The organism is Sphingomonas sp. PL20 (assembly GCF_017875905.1).
Taxonomy (GTDB): domain Bacteria; phylum Pseudomonadota; class Alphaproteobacteria; order Sphingomonadales; family Sphingomonadaceae; genus Sphingomonas; species Sphingomonas echinoides.
Map to the genome: position 1 here is coordinate 3,385,335 of NZ_JAGINH010000002.1, position 15,344 is coordinate 3,400,678.

Consider the following 15,344-nt stretch of genomic DNA (forward strand, 5'->3'; position numbering starts at 1 on the left):
TGTTTGCCGCGCCCCGCATTTCGCTTCAGCCCCCAAAAGGATTACCGAACGGTCGCTCTTCCGGAGATTATCAAGACGTCCACCAGGGTCTATTGGCCGGCCATGAAACATGGCTTCTTTCTGTTCCCGGCGGGCCTGACCGGTGCCGCGCTGCTTTTTCTGCGCGCATCCATAGCACTCTTGCTGGTTGCTGTCCCGTTGGCGACAGAGGCCGGGCCAGCATGGATCGCTTTCGCTGCAATCATCCTGGCCATCGGGATCGGCGCAGGCTTTTGCACGCGGGCGGCCGCGTTGCTGGCTATCGCGATAGCGACTGCGCATGGCGAATGGGTCACGCCGCTTTCGTTTTTGGCGCACGGTCTTGAAGCAGCGGCGCTGATCATGACGGGACCCGGAGCGCTGTCGATCGATGCGTGGCGCTTCGGGCGTCGGACGATCCATTTGCCAACCCCCGGAAGTTGAGGATCGCGCTCGAGGAAGGATTTTTCAGAGCGGACGATTGCGTGCAAAGTCGCCGACCAGCCGCCGCGCCGCTGCACGTCTTAGAGGCAGCGTGCTGGCTTGATCGCGGTAAACAAAAAGCTGTATCGTGTTGGTTCGTGCATGTTCCGGAGCGCGCGACGTGCTCGCACGTCGTCAATCATGGAGACGCTTGCCGGTATCGGCGTTCGCGATTCTGTTTGCGCAGCCGGGCTTAGCGCAGAGTTCGCCATCGGCGGCATGTCACCCGGCCGGATGCACGGCAAAGGCGTCCAATGTACGCGTCGAATAGATTATCGCTGCCCCAGCGTTGATCGCGACTGCCACGCCCAACGCTTCCGCGACTTCCTCGCGCGTCGCGCCCGACTTGATCGCGGCATCGACATGGCTCGTAATGCAGCCGTCGCATCGCAAGCTGACCGCGACTGCGAGCGCGATCAACTCGCGGATCTTGGCATCGAGATGGCCGGTCTTGGCTCCGGCGGCGCTCAACGTACCATAGCCGCGAACCGTATCGGGGCTGAGCTTCGCAAAATCACCTACCCGCGCAACGATCTGTTCGCGGTACATATTCCAGTCGAGCATCGACATCGGGACGGCCTTTCAAAAGAAAGCCTGCAGCTGCCCGCTATCGCGCAGCCGCAGGCCAGACAGGACGGATGGTCAGCGCTTGGCGATCTTACGGTCGAGGAAGTCGCGGATCAGCGGCGCCATCTCGTCGAGCTTGTCCTCGAGCGCAAAATGCCCGGAGTCTATAATGTGCATCTCGGCGTCGGGCAGATCGCGCAGATAGGGGGTCGCGCCGCTCGCGGGAAAGATCTTGTCGTTTTTTCCCCAAACGATGATTGTGGGCGGCTTGTACTTGCGGAAGAACGCCTGGAACTGGGGATAGAGCGGCACGTTGGTTCCGTAGTCCTTGAACAGGTCGAGCTGAATGTCGAGATTGCCCGGCCGGTCGAGCAGCGCCTGGTCGTGTACCCAATTGTCGGGGTCGATATGGGCAAGATCGCTCATACCGTCGGTATACTGAAACTTGGTCGTCTGGAGTGTCATCAGTCCTTCGAGCGCCTTGCGATGCTCGGGCGTATCGCCGCCCCAATAGGCCTTGATCGGATCCCAAAATGCCGCCAGCCCTTCGACATAGGCGTTGCCGTTCTGGACGATCAGCGCGCTCACACGCTCGGGATGTTTCAAGGCGAGCCGATATCCGACCGGCGCTCCGTAATCCATCACGTACATCGCGTAGCGCTGGATGCCCTTTTGCGCGAGCAGACCATCGACGATGTCGGCATAATGCGCAAAGCTGTAGGTGAATGTCTTGTGATCGGGCGCGCCGCTCTGCCCATAGCCCGGATAGTCGGGCGCGATGACGTGATATTTGTCCGCCAGCAGCGGGATGAGATTGCGGAACATGTGCGACGACGTCGGGAAGCCATGGAGCAGCAGCACGACCGGCGCGTTGGCAGGACCCGCTTCGCGATAAAAGACGTCGACGCCATCGACTTTGGTGGTGTGATATTGCGTCATCACCACCGGTGCCATCTTCGCGGGCGCTGCGGGACGCGCCGCCGCTGCCTCAGGGCTGGCGACACCGGCGAGTAAAGTGGCGACACCAATCGCCAACGTTGCATTCCGAAGGATTTTCATAGCAGATCTCGCTTTCGTTTGGGGTTCGAGGGACTTTGTTCACGCCACGTGGTTGGCGGCAGGGACGGCACCGGAATGGAACCGAAACTTTACGGGGTGTCGGCGGTGTACGGCTGGCGTTTGACCGCCATCGGTCTGCGAATTTGCGGCAACAACAGCTGCCTTGCGCCGCCAATCCGATGGCGTCGTGCCGGTGAGCCGTTTGAAGATCGTGCAGAAATGGGCTTGGGACTGAAAGCCGGCATCGAGCGCGATTTCGACGAGCGTCGCCGCCCCATCTGTCATCGACCGCTTCGCCTGCGCAATGCGCCGCTCCAGCACAAATTCGTGCGGCTTCAGCCCCGTCGCTGCCCGAAACTGTCCCGCGAAATACATCCGCGAGAGGCCGGCGACTGCGGCCAGGTCGGCCAGCCGGAGCGGCGCGTCGAGATTTGCATCAACAAACGCCAGTACCCGCTCCAGCCGCCATCCCGGCAAGGGACTGACGGTGGCGGGCATTACTTGAAACACGCGGGCAATGAGTAGCTGACTCAGCAAATCGGCGTACACCCGCAGCCAGGCCGATGGTGCTTCGCCGAGAAGCCTCGCGATTCGCCCGATCAACGGGTCGGATACGACCACACCAGAAAAGTCAGCGCGGCACGTTCGCAAGCGGCGTAGCAGGTCTTCCGGTACAGCCAGATGGAGCAAATCACAGGGCGTCCGCGCGGTGAGGGTCAGCGTCCCACTTGGCCCTCCCGCGCAAACGCTTCCGACGCTCAGTATGCCGGCATTCAAGCACTGGTCGTCATGCGCGATCGATACATCGGCATCGACCAGCGGTGTCGTGACAAGAATATGCGCCACCGGGCATGTGACTCGGACGATGCGCGTAGTCGCCGAACCGTGAAACGTTCGAGCGACCGTGATGCCCGACGGGCGGCGCGCATGAAGTGCCGCGACCGCAAGCGGACATGGTCGCAGGGCCGCCACCGCCACCGGGTCTCGGTGATCAATCGTGGCAAGCTCGCCTAGAAAGTCGGCGACATCGATGCCAACGATCCCAGCGCAAAAATCCACCATTTCCTCGACGCGCATTGGTGTGTCCTCAAGGCTTAGCGGACCACGTCGTCCGCTCGATGCGAGGATACAGAAGACCTTCCGCTCAAACCCGTGAGGACCCACCAGTCAGCGTTAGTTGTCGCGAGGTGCCCGAACGCATCGACGCAGTGCGAACTTGCAAGACCAATTGGCCTTATTCGCTACATTCCCGAGATCATGATCCGGAGAGCGATAATGAAGGGCAATCTGTTCCTGACCGACGTGCAGACTTTACGCGCCCGCGCCCGGGAAACGCTCGGTGGCGGCGCGATTACGGCAGGTTATACAGGCGACGTCGATGCCGCCGTTTCACTACTCCAAGCGGTCGTCGCGACCGAGCTGGTCTGCGTGCTGCGCTATACCATGCATGCAATAGCCGTGACGGGAATCCACAGCGAGAGCGTCGGGGCCGAATTCGCGGAACATGCCGAGGAAGAACGACGCCACATGATGGCGGCGGCCAAGCGAATCGATCAGCTTGGCGGCACCCCGGACCTTAACCCTGAAGGGCTCGCGCTACGGTCGGCGACCGAATATGGCGATGCGGGCAATCTGATCGAAATGGTTCGCGAAAACCTCGTCGCCGAACGGCTGGTGATCGAGCATTATCGCGAGCTGATCCGATATTTCGGCGAAGGCGATCCGACGACGCGAATCATGCTCGAACGGATCCTGGCGGACGAGGAGGAGCACGCGACCGATATGCATGACCTGCTCGTGGCGCATCAGGGCCAGCCCTTCCTGCCCGCCGATTGATCCGCCCCCCATGGAGATTGATGCCGTGTCCAGACCAATCAACATTCTGCTGCAAACGACGATCTTACCGACCGAGGATGACTGGCACATCGGCCGGTTCTCGATGCTCCGTGCCTTCCTTGAAAACCTAAGGGACGAGACTGGACAGCCGCTAGTGCTCGTGACCGCTAGAGATCGCGAAGTCGCGGGCGGCCCCGATCCGGTGTTGGCGACACTGGACACATCATCCTTTGATGAACTGTGGCTGTTTGCGGTGGACACGGGCGATGGCCTCGATGCCGCCGATTGCGAAGGCATCACCAGGTTCCGCGCGCGCGGCGGCGGGTTGCTCGTGACGCGCGATCATATGAACCTTGGAAGCTCGGTTTGTGCACTCGGTGGCGTCGGGCTCGCACACCAATTCCACAGCGTGAACCTGGACCCGGACGCAAGTCGCCAGGCGATCGACGATATTCAGACAAGCGATATTTTGTGGCCCAACTATCATTCCGGTGCGAACGGCGATTTCCAGGAAATCGAGGTGGCGGATCCGCCACATCCGCTGCTCACTGATCCGGCAGCAACTGGCGGCGTCATCCGATATCTTCCGGCGCATCCGCACGAAGGGAGCGTCGGCGTACCGACCGGGGCCAACGCTCGTGTGATTGCACGCGGAACAAGCAAAGCGACTGGCCGGCGTTTCAACCTGATCGTGGCGTTCGAGCCTGAGGCCGGGTTGGGACCAGCAGTCGCCGAATCGAGTTTCCACCATTTCGCCGACTACAATCTGGATCCGTCGCGCGGCTGCCCGAGCTTCGTGAGCGAAGCGCCCGGGCATGCCCTACAAGCCTCTCCCGGGGCTATGCGGGCCGTTCATGCTTATGTTGCGAACCTTGCACTGTGGTTGGCCGGCAGAACGGTATGTGAGGTGCCGTCGGCGCGACGCGAGAGCGCGCTCGACGAAGCCTTGGACGAGAGCTTTCCGGCAAGCGATCCGCCCGCGATCTCATAATCTCACCGCACTGGGCGCGCGGTCACCTCTTCGTACTACCGACTGCATCTGCATCTGCAGCTGCCCCGGTTGCAACGGCCCAATGGCTTCTCTCGAAGTCGTCGGATCGATTGGCCGAGTGGCCGCTATTCAATCAGGCGGCGAGGCTTCGTCCCGGAGCGCCGCCGCGATGCCCTCCGTTTTGCTGGATCATGGCACTGCTCTCTAGAAGCGCCTCGACCGAAGCGAATGAAGTGACCCGCACGTCGAAAGATCGCAATAGCCGATCCAGCGCTTCTCGGATCACGTCATCACGATCGACGACAAAGATAGCCGGGCCATGCGCGCGCCCGTAATCCACCGACATCGCTGGTACCGCTGCTGCATGTTGAGCGCCGGTCTCGTGATCATCATCTCCAACGAACAGATATCCCCTGCCCGGCACCGTTTTGATATAGTTGCGCGCCTCGCCGAGTGCCTTGCGCAAGCAGGCCATCTGGAAGCGAAGGTTGCTCTCGTCCACGATCGTGGACGGCCATACGTAGCGGACGATCTCGTCGCGAGTGACGAGGGATCCGCGTGCACGCAGCAGAACAATCAGCAAATCGAATGCCCGCCCGCCCAGCTCGATTGGAGCGCCGCGGCAAAGCAGGGTGCGTGACGCCGGCAACGCCACGAATTCCCCGAAGCCAAGCGGACGGTTCTGCTCAGCTCCTGAATCGTAATCATGACCTTGATCGTCGGCGGAAGGATTGGCGCCCAGAGGTGCCGCCATTTGCATATCATACTCGCCCATGTCGCTCTCCTTGGTCTAACCCCGGTTTGCGCGATTTTGCGCCCGTCCGACCATCCCGAAACGGACGATGAGCGACCTACACGTTCGTGCGCGTCTTCGTCCTCATACTGTGAGTGTGCCAAGCACGCGCCGTCGGGTGATGATAAGCACAGGTGCCACTCAGATAATCGCGAAACGATATACGCTCAGTGATCGCCAGCTAGGCTTTCGCGACCGCAACACTGCTCAATCGGTCTATTATGCCAGCAGGCGTCGCTGAAACGACCGAGAATCATCGCCTTGGCGGCGTCGGGCTACGCCAATCCTTTGATTGGCGGCTACGTTCGAAAGGGCTATATTCAGCTAGTCCTTTCGGGGGCTGTGGCGCTTCACCCCGAGCGTGAAGATACGCAAATTCCGAACACCAGCTCAAAGATGCCTTTGGGGAAAGCGCTTGAAGGGGTTGTATCGCATCATTGCAGTCGCACTTGCCGTGCTGCTCGCCGCATTGCCGGCCCATGCGATCGATCCCGCCCGCAGGTTTGGACAGTATAAGCATACCCGCTGGACTGTCGACGACGGCGCACCGTCATTCGTTGCATCGCTTGCGCAGGGACGTGACGGATTTCTGTGGATTGGCGCGCGCGACGGCCTCTTCCGCTTCGATGGGATCAGTTTTGAGCACATCCCGTCCGAACGCGGCGACGGCTCAGGATCAGGTACCAGCGCCTTGCTCGCGGCAAGCGATGGCACGATTTGGGCGGGACGTGCGTCCGGCTCGATCGCTGTGTACCGCGACGGTGTTTTGCGGGACACTGCGCTACCCAATACCGGCGCGCAGGTGATTTCGCTCGTTGAGCGCCCCGGTGACGGCGTCTGGGCCTTAATTGGGCGGCTCGATTCGCCACTCGCGCGTTATTACCGGGGCCGCTGGCAAGCGATCGGGGAGAATTGGGGATTTCCGCGCGACTATGTCATCAACGCGATGGCATCGCGCGATGGCACGCTGTGGGTTGCCACGGTCCAGTCCATATACTTTCTCAACAAGGGCTCCACCCGGTTCCGCTCCACCGGCCTAAAGCCAGCGGGACATGCAGCGTTGAGTGAAGATCGAGAGGGGAACATCTGGCTGTCTGATCGGGCGGGCAGCAGGCCAATCCGTAACAGCGCTGCCGGCCAACAGTTGCCACGCGGTTTTGCCTACCGCACGCCAGGATTTCCGGGTTCCACCCGCGCCTTTTTCGACAGCAGGGGTAGCTTGTGGGGCAGTACCAACGGTGATGGTATCTTCCGTCTGGTTTCGCCCAAGGCCAATGGGTCAGCGCAGATCGAGGCTCCCGATCAGGTCCAGATCCTCAAGGCCAAGGATGGCCTTTTGTCGGACGTTACAAACGCGCTGATCGAAGATCGCGAGGGAAACATCTGGATCGGTTCGGTGCTCGGGCTGGAGCGCCTGCGAGACGCCAGCATCGCCGTCGAGCCAGCGCTTACCGAATTGTCGGAATGGGGCTTCCATTTGCTCGGTGCGTCCGACGGCACGGTCTATGTTGGCCAGAAGAATTCGGTCTATCGCGTCAAGCCCGGCGGGCAACCGGCACTTTTTGCCAAAATCAGCCGCGAAACCGAGGCGCTGTGCGAGGGCCCCGATGGGAGTGTCTGGATCATATTGCAGGACCGTATCCTTCGGGCCCGTGGTGACGCGCTAACGACGATCGACAGACCAAAGACCGTTGGACTGGGGATCGTCGATTGTGCGGTCGATCGCGCAGGCAGGCTTTGGCTGAGCGGAGACCAGGAAGACGGGCTTTTTGTCCGGACGAGCGAGCAATGGCGACGTCCTGCACCCCCGTCAAAGTCCGTTGGACCACTGATCATGCTTGCCGATCGCGATCGACGGATTTTCGTCTACTATTCCGATGGGTCCATCGTCATCCTGGACGGGGAAAAGCGGACCGTTCTCACTCCCCGCCGTGCCGGCGCCTTGGATCGATTGTACACGATGGATCAGGGCCGGGGCGGTTTGATGCTCGGTGGCGCGTTCGGTTTTGCCCGATTGCGTCAGACCCAGCTCCGTTTCCTCCCGCCGGGTAACTTTCCTCTATTTGCCAGCGCAACGGGCATCGTTCAAACGCCGGAAGGCGATACCTGGATGATCAGCAGGGCGGGAATCGTCAAGGTCTCCACCGAAGAGCTTGAGCGCGCATTCGACGATCCACGCGCGCGGCTTCACCCGACCGTCTTTGAGTGGCGCGACGGGTTGCCGGGTGTCCGGCTGGCTGAAGGCAAGCATGATGCTGCTCGCGGTGGCGATGGGCGATTGTGGTTTTCGACCACCGGCGGCGTTGTTTGGGTTGACCCGGCCCAACTGGTTCGAAACGCCAGTCCTCCGCCAGTCATCATTAGCGCTGCCGCAATTGACGGCGTTCGCACACGAGATGCAAAGCAACTTAATGTACCGGCGGGTACATCGAGCTTTCAATTCGATTTCGCTGCGCCGAGCCTGACTATTCCCCAGCGCGTCCGAGTTCTTTACAAGCTTGATGGCGCGGACCGCGACTGGGTCGACCCCGGGATGCGTCGACAAGCATTTTACACCAATCTTCCGCCTGGCCATTACGCCTTTCGCGTGATTGCCGCCAATAATGACGGTGTCTGGAACCGGACGGGCGCAACGCTCGAATTCGACGTTCCGCCAACCTTCCTGCAATCTAATTGGTTTATCGCACTTTGCGGGGCCGCAGCCGCGCTATTGCTATGGATGGCCTATCGCCTCCGCGTACGTCAGCTCACAGCGAGGATGCGCGAGCGCCTGGAGCAGCGGCTTGCCGAGCGCGAGCGCATCGCGCGTGACCTGCACGACACCCTCCTGCAGGGATTTCAGGGGCTGATCCTGCGCTTCCAGTCGGTCGCCAACGAAATTCCGGAAAATCTGAGCGCGCACCGTTCGATCGGGCAGGCACTCGACAACGCAGACAAAATCCTGAGCGACGGGCGCGATAGCGTGAAGCAGCTCCGAACCGTTGATCGCGCCGATATTGTCCAGATTCTGGCGGAAGCCGCGGAGCGGATGCGCGTCAGCTACCCAGTCGAATTCAAAATGGTTGTCGAAGGCGCGCCACGCTCCCTGCATCCGCTGGTTCGTGATGAAATTTCTCGTATCGGAGAAGAAGCGATCATCAATGCCTTCCAGCACGCGCACGCTTCACTCATCGAGGTGGCGCTATCCTACGAGACCTCCGGTCTGACCCTTGGCGTGCGTGATGACGGCATTGGCATTGATCCCGATGTACTGGCGCGCGGCGGTCGACAGGGACATTTCGGCTTGGTTGGGATGCGCGAGCGCGCTCGCCAGATCGGCGCTGAGATCAATGTGTCGAGCCGTCCCGGGGGCGGAACCGAAATACGCCTCACGATCGCCAGCAAGATAGCCTATACCAGAGTCGCGAAAAGCACTTGGCACCGGTGGTTCGCACCGAACGCCATAGCCGAGGGAGGCATCTGAAATCTTGGGTGCGATAGACCGTTCCATTCGGATCCTGATCGTTGACGATCACCCCGTGCTTCGCGACGGCATCGCCGCGATCATTGGCGGGCAGAACGACATGGCGCTGGTCGGAGAGGCCGGCAACGGTGCGGAAGCGATCGAACAGTTCCGCAACCTGCGACCGGACGTGACCCTGATGGACCTGCAGATGCCCCGCATGAACGGTGTCGAAGCGATCGCGGCGATCCGGAAGGAATTCAGCCACGCGCGAATTGTCGTTCTGACCACCTACGCCGGCGATGCGCAGGCGATGCGCGCCTTGAAGGCGGGTGCTGTCGGGTATTTGCTCAAGAGCACATTGCGCAAGGATCTGCTGGATGCGATCCGCTCCATTCACGCTGGCCGCCGCCATATCCCGCCAGACATCGCACAGGAAATCGCCTTCCACGCCGCCGACGAAGCCTTGAGCGAACGTGAGGTCATCGTCCTGACGCTCGCCGGGCAAGGCAAAGCCAATAAGGAAATTGCCTGGCAGATGAAGATTTCGGAAGACACGGTTAAGGCTCACATGCGCAGTATTTTTGCCAAGCTCGATGCGAACGATCGAACCCAGGCCGTGACCCTCGCGCTTCGCCGCGGGATCATCGACTTTTAGCCGGCTGACCAGGCCGGTCGTGGATCGAGGTTTCCCGTTCGCCGATGGTGAACGCAATGGTCGCGCTGTCGAACGGATTGTGGTTTGCATCGACGAGCTCGATCAGCAAGCTGTGCGGCCCGGCGGGCAAATACTGGATGATGATCGGCTCGCCACTCGCATCGACCCAGTGCCATGGCAGGTCATCAAGGGTGAGATGAAGGTGGCCGATCCGCGGCGACACGTCGAGGGCCGCCGGGCCGTAGACTGGAACGATCCGCACGTTTTCCGCTCTGTACTGAACGACGAGCAGCCCTTGCGACAATGGTGCGGCAAGCGGCGGGTCCACAACCAATCGTGCTGGTGGCTCGCTCGTGACGGGAATGACGCCGGCCGCCCCTATAGCGTCTCTGGCGGACAAACGAACTGGCGAAGCTGTGACGCAGGACATGGCGACCATACTCGGATTTGGTGATGAAGGGCTGACGACGTCTCCCGGCAATCTCTCCGCGATTCAGACGCCGCGATAAACGAGTGCGGTGAACAGTGACCCCTTGATCACCGACCGCCCCCATTTCGCGTCGTAGGCCGCGGTGGGTTTGGCAGCCTGGATCTGCGCAAGGGTCTTGCCCTCCGCTTTCAATCGCGCGACCTTGTTGCGCACCGCGACCAGCATGTCTCGAAACGCAATCTGCGACGCCCGGTCACCGACGGGACCATGGCCTGGCACGATGATCGTGTGGGCGCCCGACATGGCAATATTTGCATTGGCGGCGGCGATCGCGCCATTGATGCTGCCGCCGGTCACATAGTCGATGAACGGATATTGCCCGTTCCAGAAGGTGTCGCCAACCGACAATATGTCGGCTTTTACAAAATAGACCGACAGGTCGCCGTCCGTGTGGCCGGGCCCATAATGCCGGATCCGGACCGTCTCGCCGTTCAGCGACAGATCGCGGTCCCCGGTCAACACGACATCGGGAAGGGCCTGCTTGCCGATCGGCGTGAACGTATGTTCCCATTCCACCACCCGGATCGTCTGCTTCAACCGCTGGATCGCTTTGCGATCGGCGAGGATGCTCGCACCACTCGCGCGAACCCAGCCATTGCCATCGGCATGATCCCAGTGCCAATGCGTATCGATCGCCAGCTTGATCGGGCCGGGATGGATCGACTTGAGTGCCGCCTGAATCATATTCCTCGACACGGCTATACCGGTATCGACCAGGAAGAAGCCCGACGGACTCGCAAATGCCGTGATATTGCCGCCGGATCCCGCCAGCATGCTGATATTGCCGCGCAGCCGCGTGACGCTGACGGGGCCGCCCTTGGCGGCGGCATTGATGTCGGAATAGGGGCTCGCCATTGCCATGGCCGAAGTAAGCCATGCGGCTATCGCGGCACCGGCCAGGTAGACTCGCAGGGCGGTTCGCCGCTTCGCAGGGCTCTGGAAGATCTTCATGGCACACCTCGAACGTCACGCCGATCGGTCCGGCGCGTTGGTGGATGGGGTGGCGGCCGGGAGGGGGGCGTCCCGGCCGCCTCGCTGGCGGGGTCCGTTTGCGGGGGGCGGAGGCAATGCCCCGCCAGCGATCTCAAATCAGGCTTTGAAGAACGCCAGCAGATCGGCGTTGACGATGTCGGCCTGCGTGGTGATCATACCGTGGGGCAAGTCCTTGTAGGTCTTGAGCGTACCACCCCGCAGCAGCTTGACCGCAAGCGGCCCTGCATCTGCATAGGGCACGATCTGGTCGTCCTCGCTGTGCATCACCAGCACAGGCAGACCGATCTTCTTCAGGTCCTCGGTGAAGTCGGTCTGCGAAAAGGCAACAATGCCGTCGTAATGCGCCTTGGCACCGCCCATCATTCCCTGCCGCCACCAGTTGAGGATCGCTGCCTCCGACACCTTCGCGCCAGGGCGGTTGAAACCGAAAAAGGGGCCGGCGGCGATATCATTGTAGAGTTGCGAGCGGTTCGCGGCGAGCTGCGTCTGATAACCGTCGAAGACCTCCTTGGGCAGACCGCCGGGGTTTGCGGCGGTCTTCACCATCAACGGTGGAACCGCACTGATGATCGCCGCCTTGGAGGCTCTGCCTTCGCCGTGACGAGCGAGGTAATGCACGACCTCGCCGCCGCCGGTGGAATGGCCGACATGGATCGCGTCGCGAAGGTCCAGATGCTTGACCACGGCCGCAAGATCATCGGCATAATGGTCCATGTCATGACCTTCGCTGACTTGGGACGATCGCCCGTGGCCACGCCTGTCATGCGCAACGACGCGGTAGCCCTTGCTGAGGAAGAACAGCATCTGCGCGTCCCAGTCATCGGCTGAGAGCGGCCAACCGTGGCTGAAGACGATAGGCTGTCCGCGGCCCCAGTCCTTGTAGAAAATCTCCGTGCCGTCGGTTGTCTTGATCGTGCCCATGCCATTGGTTCCTTGCTTGGAGTGGAAGGGAGATTCCGAGAGTGAATTGAATGCCCGGCCGGCGCCCGTGGCAGCGGTCAGGGCAGAGACGGCGATGAGCCCGGTCGCGCCGACAAGGGCTCTACGCCGCGTAATCAAGTGGGCTTGGCCGACGGGGTATTGCATCCTCACTACCCTTTCTGCTGGCGCGGCACTGTATCCTGGCGCCGTCGACTTCATGTACCCCAGGCCGGCGAAAGACCTCAGCAAGTTGGAGCGAAGAAGCATTAGAAGGCGCTTGTTGGGTGATGTTGCGCCCGCGTTCGAGGAACCAAGCAGAGGCTCGCAACGGCAAACATCGTCTCACACGACCGCGCCATCTATTCGCGCGATAATTGCTCCCGCAGATGGCCCCCAGCATTCACAGGGCCGAATTGACTGAAAAGGATCACGACATGCGCCACTGGATCGCAACCGCCTCCATCCTGATGCTCCTGAGCACCCCGGTCGTGGCCGCCGCGCCGGCGCGAGCGCAGAGCGAAGCGTCGAACAAGCCAACCATCGTTCTCGTCCACGGTGCCTTCTCCGGATCGTCGAGCTGGAATGCCGTCATCACCGACCTGACCGCCGACGGCTACACCGTGATTGCGGCGGCAAACCCGCTGCGCAGCTTGCAGGGCGACGCCGCTTATGTCGCGAGCCTGGTCAAGAGCGTTCCCGGGCCGGTTGTACTGGTCGGCCACTCCTATGGCGGCGAGGTCATCTCCGTCGCCGCGGCCGGCCGCACCAACGTGAAGGCGCTGGTGTTCATCGCAGGCCTCGCGCCGGACGTCGGCGAAAGCGCCGCAAGCCTGGGCGCGCAATTCCCGACCGGCACGCTCGGTGAAACGCTCGCGCCTCCGGTCCCGTTGACGGACGGAAGCAGCGACCTGTACATCCAGCGTCCACGCTATTGGCAGCAATTCGCCGCGGATGTGCCAAAGGCGGACGCCGTCCAGATGGCGGCCACGCAGCGACCGATTGTTCAGAGCGCGCTTGGCGAGCCGGCTGCTGTCCAATCGTGGAAGACTCTGCCCTCGTGGTTCATCTGGGGCTCGCTCGATCGCAATATCCCCGCCGCACTTCACGCCTATATGGCCAAACGCGCCGGCGCGCGCGCGGCCATCGAAGTCAAAGGCGCGTCACATGTCGTGATGATCACACATTCCCGCGCCGTTGCCGATCTCATCGAACGGGCATCAACAGCGAAGTAACCGCAGGTTACGGTGTCAGTCCGCGCAACCTTTCCAGTGGAGAACAATGACGATGAGCGAATTTATCCAGGTCACCGTTCGCGACGGGAACTTTGCCACGCTGATCGAGCGCCCCTCGGTCGAGCCAGCCCCGGTCGTAATCGTTCTCCACGAGATCTTCGGGATCAATGACGATCTCAAGGTCACGTGCCGCGAGCTGGCCGATCGTGGCTATGTCGCGCTATGCCCCGACCTGTTTTGGCGACAGGAGCCTGGTGTGTCGTTGTCGGCGTTCAGCGAGGCTGACTGGGCGAAGGGCTTCGCGCTCTACAATGCGTTCGATTATGACGAGGGCGTGGCCGACATCGCCGCAACGATTGCCATTGCCCGAACCTTGGAGGGCGCATCGGGCAAGGTCGGCGTGATAGGCTACTGCCTCGGTGGGCTGATGACGTTCCTGACCGCCGCGCGGACCGGGGCGGATGCCGCGGTCGCCTACTATCCGGGAGGCGCAGACGGCTATGCCCAAGAGGCAGACCGCATCGTCACCCCATTCATCGTCCATCTTGGCACCGAGGACGAGTATATTTCGCACCAGGCTCAAGCGGTCATCAAGACCGCCCTTGCGGACAATCCGTACGCCGTCGCCTATAGCTATCCTGGGCAGAGCCATGCCTTTGCGCGCCACGGCGGCGCACATTACAATGCTCAAGCGGCGGCCCTCGCGAACGGCAGGACCTGGTCGCATCTCGAGCATTATCTTTGTGCCGATCGGTCCAGCGGCGAACCCGGGGTGCCGGCATGATGACCCGCCCGCCTCTGCCTCCATTCGACGAGGCCTCGGCCATCGAAAAGGTCCGTCTCGCGGAAGACGGATGGAACAGCCGCGATCCCGAGCGGATCGCGCTTGCCTATTCGGAGAGTAGCCGTTGGCGCAATCGGGCCGAATTTGTGACGGGTCGCACGGCAATCATCGCCCTGCTGACTCGCAAATGGACGCGCGAGCTCGACTATCGACTCATCAAGGAGCTTTGGACCTTCGGCGGCAATCGGATTGCGGTTCGCTTCGCCTACGAGTTTCATGACGATAGCGGGCAGTGGTTCCGCGCTTACGGCAACGAGAATTGGGAATTCGACGACGATGGACTGATGCGACACCGCATCGCCAGCATCAACGAGCACGCGATCGCCGAGCGAGAACGCCAGTTCTTCTGGCCGCTAGGTCGGCGGCCCGATGAGCATCCCGGCCTCAGTTCGTTCGGTTTCTGACACCGCTCAACCACCTGGGACCGGCCTTCAACCGTCCCCAAACCACGGGTGTCCCGATGAAACGGAAGTACGCCTACAGACTTGCCGCCTGCGCCCTTGCCGTCAGTGTCGGCGCAATTGCCGCAGGAACCCGATCAGCCGGAGGCGGATCCCCCGTCTATGGCGTCACGCTTCCCCCGAACTACCGGGATTGGCGCGTGATCAGCGTCGCGCACGAGGCAGGCAAGAACAACGACATCCGCGCCATTCTCGGAAACGACATCGCCATCAACGCCTTCAGGACGGGCAAGCGGCCGTTTCCCGATGGCACCATGATCGCTCGGGTGGCGTGGCGATATCAGTCGTCGGCGCGTAATGATGCCGTCTTTCCGACACCCCAGTCTTTCGTTGCCGGCGCGCCCACCAATGTCCAGATCAGCGCCAAGGACTCGAAGCGCTACTTTGCTTCTGGCGGGTGGGGCTACGGCCAGTTCGTGAACGGAAAGCCGGATGGTAACGCCGCGCTGATGGGGCAATGCCTTCCGTGCCATGCCAAGCTCGAGAAGACGGCCGACTTCGTATTCACCCGCTACGCTCCCTAAGACGCGACAAAACATCCGCATCCAAGATTTCT

The 15,344-nt window shown here is 61.6% G+C and carries 16 protein-coding genes; 9 read left to right on the top strand and 7 right to left on the bottom strand.

The window, feature by feature from the left end:
- Nucleotides 1-3: 3 nt before the first annotated feature.
- Nucleotides 4-462, top strand: a complete 459-nt coding sequence (locus tag H4W01_RS15890) for a hypothetical protein (protein WP_209612269.1) — start codon at nt 4-6, stop codon at nt 460-462.
- Between the two features lie 261 nt (nt 463-723).
- Here H4W01_RS15890 and H4W01_RS15895 read toward each other — a convergent pair whose 3' ends face one another.
- From H4W01_RS15895 to H4W01_RS15905, 3 genes are all read right to left on the bottom strand, one after another.
- Complete coding sequence (locus tag H4W01_RS15895; RefSeq protein ID WP_435803895.1) at nt 724-1,071, bottom strand: carboxymuconolactone decarboxylase family protein; 348 nt, start codon at nt 1,069-1,071, stop codon at nt 724-726.
- A 72-nt stretch (nt 1,072-1,143) separates the two neighbouring features.
- Nucleotides 1,144-2,127 carry an alpha/beta fold hydrolase gene (locus H4W01_RS15900; RefSeq protein WP_209612271.1) on the bottom strand — a complete coding sequence of 328 codons (984 nt, stop codon included), beginning with the start codon at nt 2,125-2,127 and terminating at the stop codon, nt 1,144-1,146.
- A 39-nt stretch (nt 2,128-2,166) separates the two neighbouring features.
- Nucleotides 2,167-3,204: a helix-turn-helix transcriptional regulator gene (locus H4W01_RS15905; protein ID WP_209612273.1), complete on the bottom strand. Its 1,038-nt coding sequence runs from the start codon at nt 3,202-3,204 to the stop codon at nt 2,167-2,169.
- 198 nt (nt 3,205-3,402) lie between these two features.
- Here H4W01_RS15905 and H4W01_RS15910 point away from each other — a divergent pair, with 198 nt between their 5' ends.
- Together H4W01_RS15910 and H4W01_RS15915 are read left to right on the top strand one after the other, a co-directional pair.
- Nucleotides 3,403-3,963 carry a ferritin-like domain-containing protein gene (locus H4W01_RS15910; RefSeq protein ID WP_209612275.1) on the top strand — a complete coding sequence of 187 codons (561 nt, stop codon included), beginning with the start codon at nt 3,403-3,405 and terminating at the stop codon, nt 3,961-3,963.
- Between the two features lie 10 nt (nt 3,964-3,973).
- A complete protein-coding gene (locus H4W01_RS15915) occupies nt 3,974-4,954 on the top strand; it encodes a hypothetical protein (protein ID WP_209612277.1) in 981 nt (326 codons plus the stop codon).
- 133 nt (nt 4,955-5,087) lie between these two features.
- Here the strand turns inward: H4W01_RS15915 and H4W01_RS15920 are convergent, their stop codons facing one another.
- On the bottom strand, nt 5,088-5,729 hold the full coding sequence (locus tag H4W01_RS15920) for a winged helix-turn-helix domain-containing protein (RefSeq protein ID WP_209612280.1): 642 nt from the start codon (nt 5,727-5,729) through the stop codon (nt 5,088-5,090).
- Between the two features lie 433 nt (nt 5,730-6,162).
- Between H4W01_RS15920 and H4W01_RS15925 the strand changes: the two genes are divergently transcribed.
- Entirely contained in the window at nt 6,163-9,210 is a 3,048-nt protein-coding gene (locus H4W01_RS15925; RefSeq protein WP_209612282.1) for a sensor histidine kinase, read from the top strand.
- Between the two features lie 4 nt (nt 9,211-9,214).
- The gene (locus H4W01_RS15930; RefSeq protein ID WP_209612284.1) at nt 9,215-9,847 is read left to right on the top strand and encodes a response regulator transcription factor; all 633 of its coding nucleotides are present in this window, start codon (nt 9,215-9,217) and stop codon (nt 9,845-9,847) included.
- Here H4W01_RS15930 and H4W01_RS15935 read toward each other — a convergent pair.
- The 3 genes from H4W01_RS15935 to H4W01_RS15945 form a co-directional block, all read right to left on the bottom strand.
- Entirely contained in the window at nt 9,834-10,286 is a 453-nt protein-coding gene (locus tag H4W01_RS15935) for a DUF6130 family protein (RefSeq protein ID WP_334685307.1), read from the bottom strand. The genes H4W01_RS15930 and H4W01_RS15935 overlap by 14 nt on opposite strands.
- A 54-nt stretch (nt 10,287-10,340) precedes the next feature.
- Nucleotides 10,341-11,288, bottom strand: coding sequence for an MBL fold metallo-hydrolase (locus H4W01_RS15940; protein ID WP_334685308.1), 948 nt, complete (start codon nt 11,286-11,288; stop codon nt 10,341-10,343).
- A gap of 138 nt (nt 11,289-11,426) precedes the next feature.
- A complete protein-coding gene (locus H4W01_RS15945) occupies nt 11,427-12,251 on the bottom strand; it encodes an alpha/beta fold hydrolase (RefSeq protein ID WP_209613404.1) in 825 nt (274 codons plus the stop codon).
- 434 nt (nt 12,252-12,685) lie between these two features.
- Here H4W01_RS15945 and H4W01_RS15950 point away from each other — a divergent pair, with 434 nt between their 5' ends.
- From H4W01_RS15950 to H4W01_RS15965, 4 genes are read left to right on the top strand one after another with little or no spacing between them, the layout of a single operon-like run.
- Nucleotides 12,686-13,483: an alpha/beta fold hydrolase gene (locus H4W01_RS15950; RefSeq protein ID WP_334685309.1), complete on the top strand. Its 798-nt coding sequence runs from the start codon at nt 12,686-12,688 to the stop codon at nt 13,481-13,483.
- Between the two features lie 52 nt (nt 13,484-13,535).
- A complete protein-coding gene (locus H4W01_RS15955) occupies nt 13,536-14,267 on the top strand; it encodes a dienelactone hydrolase family protein (protein ID WP_209612288.1) in 732 nt (243 codons plus the stop codon).
- Nucleotides 14,267-14,731, top strand: a complete 465-nt coding sequence (locus H4W01_RS15960) for a nuclear transport factor 2 family protein (protein ID WP_209613406.1) — start codon at nt 14,267-14,269, stop codon at nt 14,729-14,731. The genes H4W01_RS15955 and H4W01_RS15960 overlap by 1 nt, the downstream gene beginning before the upstream one ends.
- A gap of 56 nt (nt 14,732-14,787) precedes the next feature.
- Nucleotides 14,788-15,312, top strand: a complete 525-nt coding sequence (locus H4W01_RS15965; RefSeq protein WP_209612290.1) for a cytochrome P460 family protein — start codon at nt 14,788-14,790, stop codon at nt 15,310-15,312.
- The last annotated feature ends 32 nt before the right edge of the window (nt 15,313-15,344 follow it).